Origin of the sequence: Lysobacter soli (genome assembly GCF_009755585.1) — a bacterium.
Classification (GTDB): Bacteria; Pseudomonadota; Gammaproteobacteria; order Xanthomonadales; family Xanthomonadaceae; genus Lysobacter_J; species Lysobacter_J soli.
Window position 1 is genome coordinate 3,616,811 of record NZ_CP046603.1, and the last position, 15,055, is coordinate 3,631,865.

General features: G+C 68.3%; 13 protein-coding genes. 10 read left to right on the plus strand and 3 right to left on the minus strand.

Annotated features, from left to right (window positions below; translation table 11 throughout):
• Window positions 1-17: 17 nt before the first annotated feature.
• Together accC and GOY17_RS16440 are read left to right on the plus strand one after the other, a co-directional pair.
• Window positions 18-1,385, plus strand: coding sequence for an acetyl-CoA carboxylase biotin carboxylase subunit (gene accC, locus GOY17_RS16435; RefSeq protein ID WP_115844264.1), 1,368 nt, complete (start codon window positions 18-20; stop codon window positions 1,383-1,385).
• A gap of 69 nt (window positions 1,386-1,454) precedes the next feature.
• Window positions 1,455-2,327 carry an energy transducer TonB gene (locus tag GOY17_RS16440; protein ID WP_157031185.1) on the plus strand — a complete coding sequence of 291 codons (873 nt, stop codon included), beginning with the start codon at window positions 1,455-1,457 and terminating at the stop codon, window positions 2,325-2,327.
• 27 nt (window positions 2,328-2,354) lie between these two features.
• On the opposite strand, the gene GOY17_RS16445 is transcribed toward GOY17_RS16440, so the two are convergent.
• The gene (locus GOY17_RS16445; protein ID WP_232338463.1) at window positions 2,355-2,786 is read right to left on the minus strand and encodes a hypothetical protein; all 432 of its coding nucleotides are present in this window, start codon (window positions 2,784-2,786) and stop codon (window positions 2,355-2,357) included.
• Window positions 2,783-3,751: a hypothetical protein gene (locus tag GOY17_RS16450; protein ID WP_232338464.1), complete on the minus strand. Its 969-nt coding sequence runs from the start codon at window positions 3,749-3,751 to the stop codon at window positions 2,783-2,785. Before GOY17_RS16450 ends, GOY17_RS16445 begins: the two co-directional genes overlap by 4 nt.
• A 200-nt stretch (window positions 3,752-3,951) precedes the next feature.
• On the opposite strand from GOY17_RS16450, the gene prmA reads away from it, so the two are divergent.
• The 6 genes from prmA (at window position 3,952) to purD (ending at window position 10,432) form a co-directional block, all read left to right on the plus strand.
• Window positions 3,952-4,872 carry a 50S ribosomal protein L11 methyltransferase gene (gene prmA, locus GOY17_RS16455; protein ID WP_157031186.1) on the plus strand — a complete coding sequence of 307 codons (921 nt, stop codon included), beginning with the start codon at window positions 3,952-3,954 and terminating at the stop codon, window positions 4,870-4,872.
• Window positions 4,873-4,906: 34 nt separating this feature from the next.
• The gene (locus tag GOY17_RS16460) at window positions 4,907-5,821 is read left to right on the plus strand and encodes a DUF3426 domain-containing protein (RefSeq protein ID WP_157031187.1); all 915 of its coding nucleotides are present in this window, start codon (window positions 4,907-4,909) and stop codon (window positions 5,819-5,821) included.
• Window positions 5,822-5,919: 98 nt separating this feature from the next.
• Entirely contained in the window at window positions 5,920-6,192 is a 273-nt protein-coding gene (fis, locus tag GOY17_RS16465) for a DNA-binding transcriptional regulator Fis (RefSeq protein ID WP_115844272.1), read from the plus strand.
• 370 nt (window positions 6,193-6,562) lie between these two features.
• Entirely contained in the window at window positions 6,563-8,152 is a 1,590-nt protein-coding gene (purH, locus tag GOY17_RS16470; RefSeq protein ID WP_157031188.1) for a bifunctional phosphoribosylaminoimidazolecarboxamide formyltransferase/IMP cyclohydrolase, read from the plus strand.
• A 353-nt stretch (window positions 8,153-8,505) separates the two neighbouring features.
• The gene (locus tag GOY17_RS16475) at window positions 8,506-9,000 is read left to right on the plus strand and encodes a GNAT family N-acetyltransferase (protein WP_157031189.1); all 495 of its coding nucleotides are present in this window, start codon (window positions 8,506-8,508) and stop codon (window positions 8,998-9,000) included.
• Window positions 9,001-9,133: 133 nt separating this feature from the next.
• Window positions 9,134-10,432 carry a phosphoribosylamine--glycine ligase gene (purD, locus tag GOY17_RS16480; protein WP_157031190.1) on the plus strand — a complete coding sequence of 433 codons (1,299 nt, stop codon included), beginning with the start codon at window positions 9,134-9,136 and terminating at the stop codon, window positions 10,430-10,432.
• A gap of 155 nt (window positions 10,433-10,587) precedes the next feature.
• Here purD and GOY17_RS16485 read toward each other — a convergent pair whose 3' ends face one another.
• Complete coding sequence (locus GOY17_RS16485; RefSeq protein ID WP_157031191.1) at window positions 10,588-10,860, minus strand: hypothetical protein; 273 nt, start codon at window positions 10,858-10,860, stop codon at window positions 10,588-10,590.
• Window positions 10,861-11,069: 209 nt separating this feature from the next.
• Here GOY17_RS16485 and GOY17_RS16490 point away from each other — a divergent pair, with 209 nt between their 5' ends.
• Together GOY17_RS16490 and GOY17_RS16495 are read left to right on the plus strand one after the other, a co-directional pair.
• Window positions 11,070-12,851, plus strand: coding sequence for a serine hydrolase domain-containing protein (locus GOY17_RS16490; protein ID WP_198173716.1), 1,782 nt, complete (start codon window positions 11,070-11,072; stop codon window positions 12,849-12,851).
• Window positions 12,852-13,087: 236 nt separating this feature from the next.
• On the plus strand, window positions 13,088-14,989 hold the full coding sequence (locus GOY17_RS16495) for an MFS transporter (RefSeq protein WP_157031193.1): 1,902 nt from the start codon (window positions 13,088-13,090) through the stop codon (window positions 14,987-14,989).
• Window positions 14,990-15,055 lie beyond the last annotated feature (66 nt).

The window sequence follows — 15,055 nt, forward strand, 5'->3', positions numbered from 1 at the left end:
GTTCCAGAGAACAGCCCATGCTCGACAAAGTCGTAATCGCCAACCGCGGTGAAATCGCGCTGCGCATCCTGCGCGCGTGCCACGCGCTGGGCATCCGCACGGTCGCGGTGCATTCCACCGTCGACCGCAACCTCAAGCACGTCGCGATGGCCGACGAGTCGGTCTGCATCGGCCCGGCGCCGTCGACCGACAGCTACCTCAACATGGCGTCCATCATCGCCGCGGCGGAAGTCACCGACGCGCAGGCGATCCATCCCGGCTACGGCTTCCTGTCGGAGAACGCCGACTTCGCCGAGCGCGTGGAGCAGTCGGGCTTCATCTTCATCGGGCCGAAGGCCGACACGATCCGCCTGATGGGCGACAAGGTCGAAGCCATCCGCGCGATGAAGTCCGCCGGCGTGCCGTGCGTGCCCGGCAGCGGCGGCCCGCTCGGCGACGACGCGGCGACCAACGTCAAGATCGCGCGCGAGATCGGCTATCCGGTCATCGTCAAGGCCGCGGGTGGCGGTGGCGGTCGCGGCATGCGCGTGGTGCACACCGAGGCGCACCTCACTGCGGCGATCCAGACCACGAAGTCCGAGGCGAAAGCCGCGTTCGGCAACGACATGGTCTACATGGAGAAGTTCCTGGAGAACCCGCGCCACGTGGAGATCCAGGTCCTCGCCGACGGCCAGGGCGGCGCGATCCACCTGGGCGAGCGCGACTGCTCGATGCAGCGCCGTCACCAGAAGGTCGTCGAGGAAGCGCCGGCGCCGGGCATCACGCCGGAACAGCGCGCGGAAATCGGCAAGGTCTGCGTGGAAGCCTGCCTGCGCATCGGCTACCGCGGCGCCGGCACGTTCGAGTTCCTCTACGAGAACGGCCGCTTCTACTTCATCGAGATGAACACCCGCATCCAGGTGGAGCATCCGGTCACCGAACTGGTCACCGGCATCGACCTGGTGCGCGAGCAGCTGATGATCGCCGCCGGCCACAAGCTCTCGATCAAGCAGAGCGACGTCGTGCTGGAAGGCCACGCGATCGAGTGCCGCATCAACGCCGAGGATCCGGAGACGTTCATGCCGTTCCCCGGCCTGATCCAGCACTTCCATGCACCGGGCGGCCCGGGCGTGCGCGTGGACAGCCACATCTACGAAGGCTATCGCGTGCCGCCGAACTACGACTCGATGATCGGCAAGCTGATCGTGCACGGGCCCGATCGCGAAACGGCCATCGCGCGCATGCGCGTTGCGCTGTCGGAGATGGTGGTGGACGGCATCAAGACGAACATCCCGCTGCAGCAGCGGATCATGTCCGACGCCGGTTTCCAGCAGGGCGGCATGAACATCCACTACCTGGAAAAGCGCCTGAAGGAACAGAAGGAAAAGGCGCTCTCCATCGTGTGACCCCAGACCGCGGCCCAGGCCGCGGTTTTTCTTTGTACGCTGGTCGCAGCACCCGCCTCCGGAGCCCGCATGTCCCCGCGCCTGCTCGTCATGCTCATGATCGGCCTGTCGTCGCTGCAGGTCGCCGCCGCGTCGAAATCCCCCGCGGCCGACAAGCGCACGTCCCAGAAGCAAGCCGCCGACAAGCGCGCCGGGGCGAAGGCGCCGACCGACTGGCTGAAGGTCGAACTTGTCGGCGACGCCGACGACGACGTCGCGCGGCTGTACCGCGAGCAGTTGCTCGCCTGGTACCGCACCAGCGGCGCGATGGACGAGCGCGAACTGGCCGCGTTGCCGGACGCGGACTACTTCGCCTTCCGCCCCGATCTGACGAGCTTTTCCATCGACAGCGGCGAGTCCGCCGGACAGTGGACCTTCTCGCCGCCGGACGCGGGACGCTGGCCGGGCGCGGCGGTGCAGGTGATCGACCGCTCCGACGCTCAGAACTACCGCGTCCTCGCCCGCGTGCACTGCGATCCGGCCGCCGCTTCGTGCCGCAAGCTGCGCGCCGACACCGCGGCGATGGCGCCGCCCGAACCGGCCACGCGCGACGATTCGGCGTCCTACGACGCGTGGCGGGGTCTGATAGAGAAGGAAGCCTGCACGCCGGCACCGAAACAGATGCCGGCGCCGCGCTACCCGGCTTCGCTCGCGCGCCACGGCGATGGCGGCCGCGTCGAGCTGCGCCTGCTGGTCAATCCGTGCGGGGAAGTGCGTGCGGTGCGCCTGAGCGAGTCGTCGGGCTATCCGCAGCTGGACCAGTCGGCGATCACTACCGCCTGGGGTTGGCGCATCCAGTCCGAGCGCCAGGAATCGGGGTCGATCGTGCGGGTGCCGGTGGATTTCGTCCCGCCGCAGTTCGAGACCGCGCCCGCCGGGCGCGCGGAGCGGGCGTCGCGCTGAAGGGCGCCCGCAAAGAGGTTCACAGCATCAGCGATGCACGGCCCCGGAGGCATCGGCCGCGGCATCGGTCAGGTCGTTGTTGCCGATTTTCCTGCCCGTGCTCTGCGTACCGGCGATGGGCTGCGTGCCGGCGCTCGACGCCGGATTGACCACCATGACGTATTCGCTGGAGCCGTCGGGCCAGACGACCTTGAACGTGCTGCCCGGCGGCAACGTCGAGAACGGCGCGCCGCTGCTGGCCCGGTACACCGCCGCAACCTGCGCCGCACCCGACATCCGCAGCTCCTCGGACGAACGCGCCGTCGTCACCGCGACCTGGGACAGGTGGCGGTACTCGTCGGCGAGCACATCGATCATCACGCCGGCCGCCCCCACCGAGTAGGTGGCGAACAGCAGCACCCAGAAATACCGGCGGACCTTTCCCGCCAGCGGCCTCGTTGTCAGTGCAACACTCTTCATCTCAGTTCCCTCTTCCCGCCCATGAGCGAGTCGACCATGTCGTTGATCACGTCCACGCCCTGACGCGGCACGGCGGCGTCGAAGACGAAGCGTTCGAAATCCTGCCCGGGCACGCTGGAACAGATGCCGCCGTTGGCGCAGTAGGAGGTCATCAGCGCGCTGTCGGCCGTGCAGTCCATGCCCAGCCGGCATGCCGCCAGTTGCCAGGCCAGTTCGGAGAACTGCGTGCCGGCGACCTTGTCGCTGTACTCGACCTTGCCGCTGGCCGCGATGCCCATCGCCGGCGCGAGCGCCGAATAGGCTTCGGGGTCTTCGGACTTCTGCACGCGCTCGACGAGCTCGCGCTTGTATTCGGGCGTGTCCTTCAGCGGCTCGCCGGAGGCCATCAGCGAGGCCTCGGCGGCAACGCTGCCGGCTTCGGCCGCTTCCACGCGCTTGAGCACGATCATCCGCGGCGTGAGTTCGTCCTGCGGGGCGAAACGCGCGCAACGCTCGCTGACGCGCTCGCGCGCGGCGACCATCGCCGCGGAGCCGCGCATGCCCATCTCGCCGATCACGCGCGTGTCGCGATCGAACGCGGCCGGCGATGTCGCGAAGCCGGAGCAGTATTCGTAGACGCGGCTGATCATCCAGATCGCGTCGGCATCGCGCTCGCGCGCGGCCGGCTCGAGCGATTGCGCGTAGGCGAACAGGTCGCGGCTGGAATCGAACGCCTGCCGGACCGCCGAACGCGTCGCCGGTGCGGCGTCCGGCGCCTGGATCGCGCTCGCGCGCGGTCGGTCTATCGTGCGATCGACGCTTCCTTCGGGAAGACGGGCATCCACGGCCGTCGCGATGGCGACGCGCTCGACGCTGTCGTGATCGCCGCCCTGCACCCACGCCGCCACCGAAGCGACGACGAGCAGCACCAGCGTCGCCCAGGCGAGCGTGCGGGTGCCCGGCCACGAAGGCGATCGTCTGCTCATCCCGGTTTGCAGGGTGTCGGTCATCGGCGGGGGATCACCGGCTGGCGCCGGCGTTGCGCCATTCTAGGCCAAGTGGTGCAAAGCGCCGCGGCGCGTCACCTGAATGCGGGCGCCGAATGCAGGCATGTGATCCGCGCCCGCTTTACGCCGCCCCGGCCACGGCCCACCATGGCCGCCCGTCGCCGTTGTCCCGAGTCGCCATGCCGTTCCTGGAACTCACCCTGCCCTGCACCGAAGCCCAGCAGCCGCGCTACGAGCGCGCGCTGGAAAACGTCGGTGCGCTGGCCGTGACGCTGGCCGACCAGCATGCCGACGCCCCCGACGAACAGGCGATCTTCGAGCCCGGCGTCGGCGAGCAGCCGCTGTGGAACGAGATGCTGCTGACCGCGCTGTTCGAAGGCGGCACCTCGCCGGAGCTGCTGCTCTACGCGCTCGATGCCGCCGACGAAGGACTGGACTGGTCGCGCGCGAGTTTCCGCGAGGTGGAGGACCAGGACTGGGAACGCGCCTGGATGGACCAGTACGAGCCGCTGCGTTTCGGCCGTCGCACCTGGATCGTGCCGTGGAACCACGACCTTCCCGAAGGCGCCGACGCCGCCGATGCCGCCGTGGTCCGGCTCGATCCGGGCCTGGCCTTCGGCTCGGGCACGCACCCGACCACGGCGCTCTGCCTGCAATGGCTCGACGAACTCGCTGACGAAGGCGCGCTGGCCGGCCAGCGCGTGCTCGATTTCGGTTGCGGGTCGGGCATCCTCGCGCTCGCGGCGATCAAGCTCGGCGCCGCGCAGGCCATCGGCGTCGACAACGACCCGCAGGCGCTCACCGCCACCGACGACAACGCGCAGCGCAACGGCGTGGCCGACCGGCTGGTGGCGTACTCGCCGGAGACCGAACCGGTCGACACCTATCCGGTCGTCGTCGCCAACATCCTCGCCTCGGCGCTGGTGGCGCTGGCCGACACGCTCGTCGCGCGCCTTGCCCCGGGCGGTCGCATCGCGATGTCGGGGATCCTCGCGGGGCAGGAAGACGAGGTCATGGCGCGCTACCGCGCCGACTTCGACGACCTTCGCGCCGAGCGGCTGGAAGACTGGATGCGCGTCACAGGCGTGCGCCGCCGATAACATCGGCGCACGGCGGCATGTTTGAATAGCCGCCATGTTCGTTCCCTGCCCGCACTGCGGTTTCCTCGTCGCGCTCATCGTCCGTCCGGACGGTGCGCCACAGCGTTGCCCGCGTTGCGATGGCCTGGTGCAGGACGAAGCGTCGACGGAATCGTCCGTCGAGGAAACCATTTCGACGATTGAAGACGCGCGGCCAGGCGAACCGACGCAGGCGACCTCGCAAGCGACGGACGACGCTGCGCCGCTCGACGCAGCATCCGACGCGACACGCCTCGACACGACGACGGTTACGTCCGCAACCACCGACGACGAAGCCGTCGATGCGGGCGATGGCACGATCGAATCGCCGTCGCCGACTTACGAAGACGCCATCGCCGCGGCTACGGCCGGCGGTACGCCGGCACGACCCGCCAAACGTACGGCGCGTCCGCGTCGGAAAGGCGCGCCGAGCTTCGCGCGCCACGGCGTGCAGCACGCGGCCATGCCCACGCACTGGGGCTGGTACGCCGGCATCGCCGCGCTCGCACTGTTGTTCGCCTTGCAGTTATTGCTCGCTCAGCGACATGAACTCGCCGCCGATCCGCGCTGGCGACCGCTCGTCAGCGGCGCATGCGGCGTGTTGCGCTGCGACGTGCCGGCGTGGCGCGAACCGGCGGCGTTCACGATGCTCCAGCGCAGCGTGCGACCGCAGCCGAACGCGCCGGGCGTGCTCGCGGTGGATGCGAGTTTCCGCAACGATGCGCGTTGGCCGCAGCCTTGGCCGACGCTGGTGCTGAGCCTGTCCGACGTGGATGGCCGCCCGGTCGGCGTGCGTGCGTTCGCCCCTGCTGAATACCGCGGCGCGCATCGTCCCGACGACCGGTTGTTGCCCGGACAGAGCGCGAATGTGACGTTCCAGGTCATCGAACCGGCACCGCGCATCGTGGCGTTCACGTTCGACTTCCGCTGACCTCGCCGCATCATTGGCGCCTGCGACAGGCGCGCGATAGACTCGCCCTCCCGCCGATCCCGCACCGGGCCGGATCGACGCGACACTGGGGATTCCGTTTGAACGCCGCGACCGACCGAAACGACATCGCACGACCCGCGCCGCGCGTGCCGCTGCGCGACCATGTCGCCACGTCGATCCGTCGTTTCCTCGGCGACCTGGACGGTCACGGCACCGAGAACCTCTACGAGATCGCGCTGCGCGAACTCGAGATCCCGCTCTTCGTGGAAGTGCTGCAGCACTGCGACGGCAACCAGAGCCGTGCGGCATCGATGCTCGGCATCCATCGCGCCACGCTGCGCAAGAAGCTGCGCGAATACGGACTGGATTGAGCGCGCCAGCTCGACGCGCGTAAACGCCGTTCGTTCTTTGCCGTCGTCCGTTTCCGACGTCCTCTGTTCTCTGCTGTCGTCTCTCGCGCTTTCCGCTGTCGTCGCGCCCTCTGCTGTCATCCCCGCGAAGGCGGGGATCCATGCCTGCGCGCATCACGCCCTCCGAAAGCCGTAGCACTTCCGACAGATGACTTCCCGCCTGCGCGGGAATGACGGCTTCAAGGCGCCGCGCCTTCGCGGGAATGGCGGCTTATCAAGCGCCACGTCCTCGCAGGAATCGCGGCGTCAAGGCGACCGTGCTTCGGACGCCGGAGCCCGCCCAGCCCCGCTGCGTATAATTCCCAGCTCCCCGCCGCACGCTGCCACCCCCATGACCTCCGAACTCCTGTCCGGCCCGCCGGTCACTGTCCGCCGCGCCCTGCTGTCCGTCTCCGACAAGACCGGCCTGATCGAACTGGCGCGCGCGCTGCACGCGCTCAACGTCGAGCTGCTCTCCACCGGCGGTACCGCCAAGGCCATCCGCGATGCCGGCCTGCCGGTGAAGGACGTCAGCGACGTCACCGGTTTCCCGGAAATGATGGACGGCCGCGTCAAGACGCTGCATCCGATCGTGCACGGCGGCCTGCTCGGCCGCGCCGGCCTGGATGAAGCGGTGATGGCGCAGCACGGCATCGGCGCGATCGACCTGCTCGTGCTGAACCTGTATCCGTTCGAGAAGGTGTCGGTGGATCCGGCGAGCACGCTGGAAGACATCATCGAGAACATCGACATCGGCGGCCCGGCGATGCTGCGTTCGGCGGCGAAGAACTTCGCGCGCGTGACGGTCGCTACGGATCCGGCGCAATACGACGCGCTCGTCGCCGAGCTGAAGGACAACAACGGCGCCGTGTCCGGCAAGACGCGCTTCGCATTGTCGGTCGCCGCGTTCAACCGCGTCGCGCAGTACGACGCCCGCATCAGCGATTACCTGTCGTCGATCAACGTCGAGGACGGCTCGCGCGCCGCGTTCTCCGCGCAGGCCAACGGCAGCTTCGTGAAGGTGATGGACCTGCGGTACGGCGAAAACCCGCACCAGGCGGGCGCGTTCTACCGCGACCTGTGGCCGGTGCCGGGCACGCTGGCGACGTTCACGCAGCTGCAGGGCAAGGAGCTGAGCTACAACAACCTCGCCGACGCCGACGCCGCGTGGGAATGCGTGCGCCAGTTCGAGCGCCCCGCGTGCGTGATCGTCAAGCACGCCAATCCGTGCGGCGTGGCCGAAGGCGTCGCTTGCGGCGACGCATACGAACTCGCGTACGCGACCGATCCGACGTCCGCCTTCGGCGGCATCCTCGCGTTCAACACGAAGCTCGATGCGGCGACCGCGAAGGCGATCCTCGACCGCCAGTTCGTCGAAGTGCTGATCGCGCCGGACTACGAGGAAGGCGCGCTCGACTACGCACGCAAGAAGGCAAACGTGCGCGTGCTGCGCATCCCGCACGGCGACGGCCGCAACAACGTCGACGTCAAGCGCGTCGGCTCGGGCCTGCTGATGCAGACGGCCGACATCCGCGAAGTCACGCGCGACGAGCTGAAGGTCGTCACGAAGATCGCGCCGACGAAGGAGCAGCTGGACGACCTGCTGTTCGCGTGGCGCGTGGCGAAGTTCGTGAAGTCCAACGCCATCGTGTATGCGAAGGACCACCGTACCATCGGCGTCGGTGCCGGCCAGATGAGCCGCGTGTATTCGGCGCGCATCGCCGGCATCAAGGCGACCGATGCGGGCCTGATCGTGCCGGGTTCGGTGATGGCGTCGGATGCCTTCTTCCCGTTCCGCGATGGCATCGACGCCGCGGCCGAAGCGGGCATCAAGGCCGTGATCCAGCCGGGCGGCTCGATGCGCGACAACGAAGTCATCGCCGCGGCCGACGAACACGGCCTGGCGATGGTCTTCACCGGCGTGCGGCATTTCCGCCACTGACCCGGGATTCGCTGGAGCAGGTCCGTGGTCGTCATCCCGGCGAAAGCCGGGACCCAGGCCCGTACCGCCCGGGCACTCCGCATTCCGGCAACCACCTGACCGTCATTCCCGCGAAGGCGGGAATCCATGCGTGCAAGCGTCACGCCTCACGAAAGACGGTGACGGACCGGAAAGATGGATCCCCGCCTTCGCGGGGATGACAGCAACTCGATCGACAACGGGCTCCCCGTCATCCCGGCGAAAGCCGGGACCCAGGCGCGTGCCGGCCGGCACTCCCGCATTGCACCCGCGACGCGCACGACACCGCCGTAACCGCCGATCCCCCACACTCCGCCCACACGCCCGGAGGCTTTATGTGGATCCGCACCGAAACCCAGGACGATCACGCGGCGATCCGCGCACTGCTCGGCGAGGCGTTCGCCGAGTCGGACGGAAAGGGGCGCATCGAGCAGCGCATCGTCGATGCCCTGCGCGAGGACGGCGAGCTCAGCCTTTGCCTGGTGGCCGACATCGACGGCCGCATCGCCGGCGTGGCGGTGTTCTCGCCGGTCGCGATCGACGGCGCGCAGTCCTGGTACGGCCTGGGCCCGGTCGCGGTCGCGCCTCGCGATCAGGGGCACGGCGTGGGAACCGCGCTGATCCGCGCCGGGCTCGCCGAACTGGCCGACCAGGGCGCGGCCGGCTGCGTCGTGCTGGGCGAGCCGGAGTACTACGCCCGCTTCGGCTTCAACAACGACGGCGAACTGCGATACGCCGACGCGCCGCCGCAGTACTTCCAGTCGCTGGCCTTCAACGATGCGGGCGCGAAGGGCGACGTTCGCTACCACCGCTCGTTCTCGACCCATTGAGCGATCCGCATGAACGCGCGCGGCCGATGCGCCGGCGCGGGCGCGTTCCATTCCATGAGCCACGCGCGCCGGTCGCGGCCCGCGGAAGGCTTTGCGTAAAATCGCGATCCCACGTCGCGCGGCAGGAGTGAGCATGAAAGTCCTCGTCATCGGATCCGGCGGTCGCGAGCACGCCCTGGCCTGGAAACTGGCGCAATCGCGCCGCGTGAGCGAAGTCCTCGTCGCCCCGGGCAACGCCGGCACCGCGACCGAAGCCAAATGCCGCAACGTGGACGTGCCCGCTTCCGATATCGAAGGCCTGCTCGCGCTGGTCGAACGCGAGGGCGTCAGCGTCACCGTCGTCGGCCCGGAGGGCCCGCTGGTGAACGGCGTGGTCGACCGATTCCGCGAGAAAAAGCACCGCATCTTCGGCCCCACCGCCGCCGCCGCGCAGCTGGAAGGCAGCAAGGCGTACGCGAAGGACTTCCTCGCGCGCCACGGCATTCCCACCGCGCACTACGCGGTGTTCACCGAAACCGAGGCCGCGCTGGAGTATGTGCAGGACAAGGGCGCGCCCATCGTCATCAAGGCCGACGGCCTGGCCGCGGGCAAGGGCGTGATCGTCGCGATGACGCTCGCCGAAGCCGAGGCGGCGATCACCGACATGCTCTCCGACTACGCGTTCGGCGCCGCGGGCGCGCGCGTGGTGATCGAGGAGTTCCTCGACGGCGAGGAAGCCAGCTTCATCTCGATGGTCGATGGCAAGACCGCGCTGCCGATGGCGACCAGCCAGGACCACAAGCGCGTGGGCGACCGCGACACCGGCCCGAACACAGGCGGCATGGGCGCGTATTCGCCCGCGCCGGTGGTCACGCCGGAGGTGCATGCACGCATCATGCGCGAGGTCGTCGAACCGACCGTGCGCGGCATGCAGGCCGACGGCATCCCGTTCACCGGTTTCCTCTACGCCGGCCTGATGATCGACAAGAGCGGCGCGCCGAAGGTCATCGAATACAACGTGCGCTTCGGCGATCCGGAAACGCAGCCGGTGATGTTGCGCCTGCGCTCGGACCTGCTCGACCTGGTCGAAGCCGCGATCGACGAACGCCTCGATACCGCCAGCGCGCAGTGGGATCCGCGCCCGTCGCTCGGCGTGGTGATGGCCGCCGAGCATTACCCGAACACGCCGCGCACCGGCGACGTCATCAACAGCTGGGACGCGCCCGAAGTGGATGACGTGAAAGTCTTCCACGCGGGCACGAAGCTGGAAGGCGAACACGTCGTCACCGCCGGGGGCCGCGTGCTGTGCGTGTGCGCGCTCGGCGAGACTGTCGCCGATGCGCAGCACAAGGCGTACGAAGCGGTGGCGGGCATCTCGTGGCACGGCGAGTTCCACCGCCACGACATCGGCTGGCGCGCGATCGAGCGCGAGCGGGCGGAAGAGCCGGCGTGATCTGAAGCCCCTCACCTGCCTCTCCTGCTGGCCCGAGCCCCTCTCCCATCGGGAGAGGGGTTGGGGTGAGGGGCAACGAAGCGCTCGCGGCAACCCACCTCAAACGCACAGCGCTGCTGGTTCTGGCTTCTTAGCGCACCAGCTCAAGGAAGCCTTTACGCCGCCCCCTCCTCCGGCGCCGGCGTCAACTTCACCACCACGTCCTCCAGCTCCGCGATGACGCGCTCCAGCGCATCGTAGAACTCGGCCTGCCGTGTCATCAGGTCCTCGATGTTCCCGGCTTCCTTCAACTTCGCCAGCTCGCCGTCGAACAGCAGCCACTGCGCGGTGAGCCGTTCCACGTTGCCCTTCGCGTAGTGCCGCATTTCCTTGAGCTGCAGCAGCGTGTCGTTGACGTGGTCGAGCGGAGACTTGGTGTCGGACGACATGACGACCTCCTGGTGTGAATCGCATCCGCAGCGTAGCCATGCACGAGTGAACCGACCGAAAAATCGCCGCGTCAGCCGCCGTTCGGCCTCGTGACGAAGGACACAGGCTCCGATCGCGGCCTCGCCCGACACTGTCGCCTGCCATCGCAAGGCCGCACGACGACGTGAACACTGGAATGTTCCAAGGCGCGCTTCGCCGCCTCGCATGCATGCTCTCGCTACTCGCACTTCCCTTCGCCGGAAGCGCCGCGGCACTGCACGACACGATGGCGCAGGAACTGACATCGCAAGGCCTTCAGGGCGCCGTGTGGTCCACGCTCATCGATGACACCATCGCCACCGGTGCCGCCGGCACGCGCGATGCCCGCACCGGCAAGCCGATGCAGGCGAACGACCGCGTCCACGTCGGCTCCGTGGCGAAGACGCTGCTCGCGACCGGCGTGCTTCGACTCGTCACGCAGGGCAAGCTCGCGCTCGACACACCCGTCGCTCCGCTGCTGCCGGAAATCGAAATCGACAATCCATGGGCGTCGACGGACCCGATCCGCGTCCGCCACCTGCTCGACCACACCGCCGGGCTGGATGACGTTCGCTTCTCGCAGGCGTTCACGCTTGTGCCGCGCGAAGACACGCCGCTGCGCGACGCCTTCGATGGACGCGGCCCGCTGCGCGTCCGCAGTCGCCCGGGCGCGCGCCATTCGTACTCGAACACGAGTTACACGCTGCTCGGCATGGTGGTCGAACGCCTTACCGGCACGCGTTACGAAACCTACCTCGACGCGCACCTGCTCGCGCCATTGCGCATGCACGACAGCACGTTCGGCTTCACTACACAGGACGGCGAACGCGCGGATCCGCGCCTGGCGATGGGGCATTTCGAAAACGGTGCGACGCACGCGGCCGTGCCCAGCTACATCCGCCCCGCCGGACAATTCACGACCACCGCGGCCGACATGGGCCGGCTCGCGCGCTTCCTGATGAGCGACGGCCGCATCGACGGCGCGCCGTTCATCGATGCCCCGCTGCTGCGTGCGATGGGCGAGCCGGTCGCCACCGAAGCCGCCGATGCCGGCCTGCGCGTCGGCTACGGACTTGGCCTGTCCACGCGCGACCGGCACGGCGTCGTCGGCCGCTGCCATGGCGGGAGCACCGTGGGCTATCGCGCCATGCTGTGCCTGTTTCCTCGCGAACAGCGCGCGTTCTTCATCGCCGTCAACGCCGACGTGGAAGGCGTCGACTACGGCAAGCTCGACAGGCGCCTGATCGAAGCGCTGCACTTGCCCGCGTCGCCGCCGAAGCACGTGAGCGGCACGGTGCGCGACCTGTCCGAGTGGAACGGCATCTACGTACCCTCGCCGAACCGCTTCGCCAGCCTGGAATGGCTCGATACCACGCTGAACTTCGTGCGCGTCACGCACGAGGGCGATGCATTGCGCTTCAAGCCGTTCCAGGGAAAGGAGCTCGCGCTGCATCCCGTCGGCGACCGTCTTCTGCGTGCGCCAGAGCGCGTCATCGCCTCGCACGCTCTGATCGCCGCGCCCGATGGACGCCGCGTCATCAGCACCGGGCTTCAGACCTACGAGCGCGCACCGCTCGCACGCATGGTGTTGCTGTGGGGCAGCCTGGTCGCCGGCCTGCTCGGTTGCGTGTGGTTGCTCGCGTCGGGCGCGCATGCGCTGATCCGCCGGCGGACCACCGCGAACATAGCCGTGCTGATTCCCTTCTCGGGCCTGCTCGCGCTGCTGCTGCCGCTGCCGTTCTTCTACCGCCAGTCGTTCCTTGAGCTGGGCGACGTGACCGCCGCGAGCGTGCTGCTCGCCATCGTCACCGCGCTGTGGCCGTTGACGATGCTGGCGGGTCTGGTTGCGACGCTGCGGCGGAGGCCTTGGTCCGTGCTCACGAAGCTGGACGTGTTCGCGATGCTTGCCGTGCTGCAGTGGACGTGCGTGCTCGCATGGTGGGGATTGGTGCCGCTGCGGATGTGGGCTTGATTGCGTTTGCTGCGTCGCCCTGAGGAAGGATGACGAGGCGTCCACCTCCTTCATTCCCGCGCGCGGGAATCTGCGCCTTTCACCACCGGGACGGCGGCAACACGCCGCCGCCCCTCACCCCAACCCCTCTCCCGCAAGCGGGGAGAGGGGCCAATGTCGGGGCATCGCCCAGCCGGGATGACGCTGTTTTCCCCCATTTGCTAGTCTCGCGCGCATCGCCCCAACCACTCGCGTGCATGGCACACAGTCAGTTCGACCTGCTTCGGCAGCGGCGCTTCCTGCCGTTCTTCGTGACCCAGTGCCTGGGGGCGTTCAACGACAACGTGTACCGGCAGGCGATCATCGGCCTGCTGTTCTGGCTCGGGGTGACGCCAGAGGAGCGCACGCTCTATACCAACATCGCGCCGGCGTTGTTCATCCTGCCGTACTTCCTCTTCTCGGCCACGGCGGGGCAGATCGCGGAGAAGCTGGAGAAGTCGAAGCTCATCCGCATCACGACCACGATGGAAATCGTGATCATGTCGCTCGCAGCGGTGGGCTTCCTGACGCAGAACATGGTGGTGCTGCTCGTCGCGCTGTTCTGCACCGGCGTGCAATCCACGCTGTTCGGGCCGGTGAAGTATTCGATCCTGCCGTCGGTCCTGAAGCCGGAAGAACTCACCGGCGGCAACGGACTGGTCGAGATGGGCACGTCGATGTCGATCCTGGTCGGCATGATCTTCGGCGGCCTGATCTTCGAACTGGCCGGCTCGCACGGGCCGGTGGTGGCGGCCACAGCCATCATCCTTCTCGCCGTGGGCGGCAACATCGTGAGCCGCTTCATTCCCCGCGCAGAGCCGGGCGCGCCGGACCTGCGCATCAACTGGAACCCGATCCCCGAATCGCTCGCCGTGCTGCGGCTGGCGAAAAAGCAGCTCGCGGTGCGCAACTCGGTGCTGGGCGTGTCGTGGTTCTGGTTCATCGGCACGGTGCTGACCTCGCAGCTGCCGACCTATGCCGAAGCCAACCTGGGCGGCAGCGCCACGCTGTACATCTTCGCGCTGGCGCTGTTCTCCGTCGGCACGGGCGTGGGGTCGATGCTGTGCGAGAAGCTGTCCGCGCGCACGGTGGAAATCGGCCTGGTGCCGATGGGCGCGTTCGGCATGAGCGCCTTCATGATCGACCTGTATTTCGCGCGCAGCGGCGCGGCGACGGCCACGGGGCTCAGCATCGGCGCGTTCCTGCAGCAGCCGGGCAGCTGGCGCATCGCGATGGACCTGACGGGGATCGGCCTGTTCGCGGGCTTCTTCGTGGTGCCGCTGTTCGCGCTGATCCAGAGCCGCACGCCGCGCAGCGAGATCTCGCGCGTGATCGCCGGCATGAACATCCAGAACGCGGGCTTCATAGTGCTCGCGGCGGCGCTGGGCATCGTGGTGCAGCGCTTCTTCGGCTGGACGATCCCGCAGGTGTTCCTGGCACTCGCGGTCGCGAACGTGATCGTGGCGATCTACATCTTCACGATCGTGCCCGAGTTCATGATGCGGTTCCTGAGCTGGGTGTTCGTGCGCGTGCTATACCGCATGCGTCCGCATGGCATCGAGCAGCACGTCCCGGACGAAGGCGCGGCGCTGATCGTGTGCAACCACGTGAGCTACATGGATGCGCTGATCCTGTCTGCAAGCGTGCCGCGGCCGATCCGCTTCGTCATGTACTACCGGATCTTCAACATCCCGGTGATGAGCTGGATCTTCCGCACGGCGAAGGCGATCCCCATCGCCGGTGCGCGCGAGGACCCCGAGCTGATGCGCAAGGCGTTCGACGAGATCGACGCCGCATTGGCCGAAGGCGAACTGGTCGGCATCTTCCCCGAAGGCGCGCTGACGAAGGACGGTCAGATCGCGCCGTTCAAGTCCGGCGTGGAGCACATCCTCGAACGCGCGGCCGCGCGCGGCCAGATCGTGCCCGTGGTGCCGATGGCCCTGCGCAACATGTGGACGAGCATGTGGAGCCGGCGAGACACGCGACTGGGCCGGATGCGCGTCCCGCGAAGGTTCCGAGCGCCGGTGGACGTGATCGCGCACGCGCCGATCCTGGATCCCGCCATCGACGCGGCCACGCTGGAAGCGAAGGTGCGGGCGATGCGCGGCGACGCCGCCTGAGCCATCACGGCGGGACCATGGGGCGTTTCCTAGGATCGGTTCGCCGCGGCGTCGCGGCGCACCCGA

Excerpts from the sequence above, each read along its gene's own strand:
- GOY17_RS16445 (WP_232338463.1), bottom strand. The coding sequence starts at position 2,786 with ATGAAGAGTGTTGCACTGACAACGAGGCCGCTGGCGGGAAAGGTCCGC.
- GOY17_RS16460 (WP_157031187.1), top strand. The coding sequence starts at position 4,907 with ATGTTCGTTCCCTGCCCGCACTGCGGTTTCCTCGTCGCGCTCATCGTC.
- accC (WP_115844264.1), top strand. The coding sequence starts at position 18 with ATGCTCGACAAAGTCGTAATCGCCAACCGCGGTGAAATCGCGCTGCGC.
- GOY17_RS16495 (WP_157031193.1), top strand. The coding sequence starts at position 13,088 with ATGGCACACAGTCAGTTCGACCTGCTTCGGCAGCGGCGCTTCCTGCCG.
- GOY17_RS16485 (WP_157031191.1), bottom strand. The coding sequence starts at position 10,860 with ATGTCGTCCGACACCAAGTCTCCGCTCGACCACGTCAACGACACGCTG.
- GOY17_RS16450 (WP_232338464.1), bottom strand. The coding sequence starts at position 3,751 with ATGAGCAGACGATCGCCTTCGTGGCCGGGCACCCGCACGCTCGCCTGG.
- GOY17_RS16475 (WP_157031189.1), top strand. The coding sequence starts at position 8,506 with ATGTGGATCCGCACCGAAACCCAGGACGATCACGCGGCGATCCGCGCA.
- GOY17_RS16490 (WP_198173716.1), top strand. The coding sequence starts at position 11,070 with ATGCTCTCGCTACTCGCACTTCCCTTCGCCGGAAGCGCCGCGGCACTG.
- purD (WP_157031190.1), top strand. The coding sequence starts at position 9,134 with ATGAAAGTCCTCGTCATCGGATCCGGCGGTCGCGAGCACGCCCTGGCC.
- purH (WP_157031188.1), top strand. The coding sequence starts at position 6,563 with ATGACCTCCGAACTCCTGTCCGGCCCGCCGGTCACTGTCCGCCGCGCC.
- GOY17_RS16440 (WP_157031185.1), top strand. The coding sequence starts at position 1,455 with ATGTCCCCGCGCCTGCTCGTCATGCTCATGATCGGCCTGTCGTCGCTG.
- prmA (WP_157031186.1), top strand. The coding sequence starts at position 3,952 with ATGCCGTTCCTGGAACTCACCCTGCCCTGCACCGAAGCCCAGCAGCCG.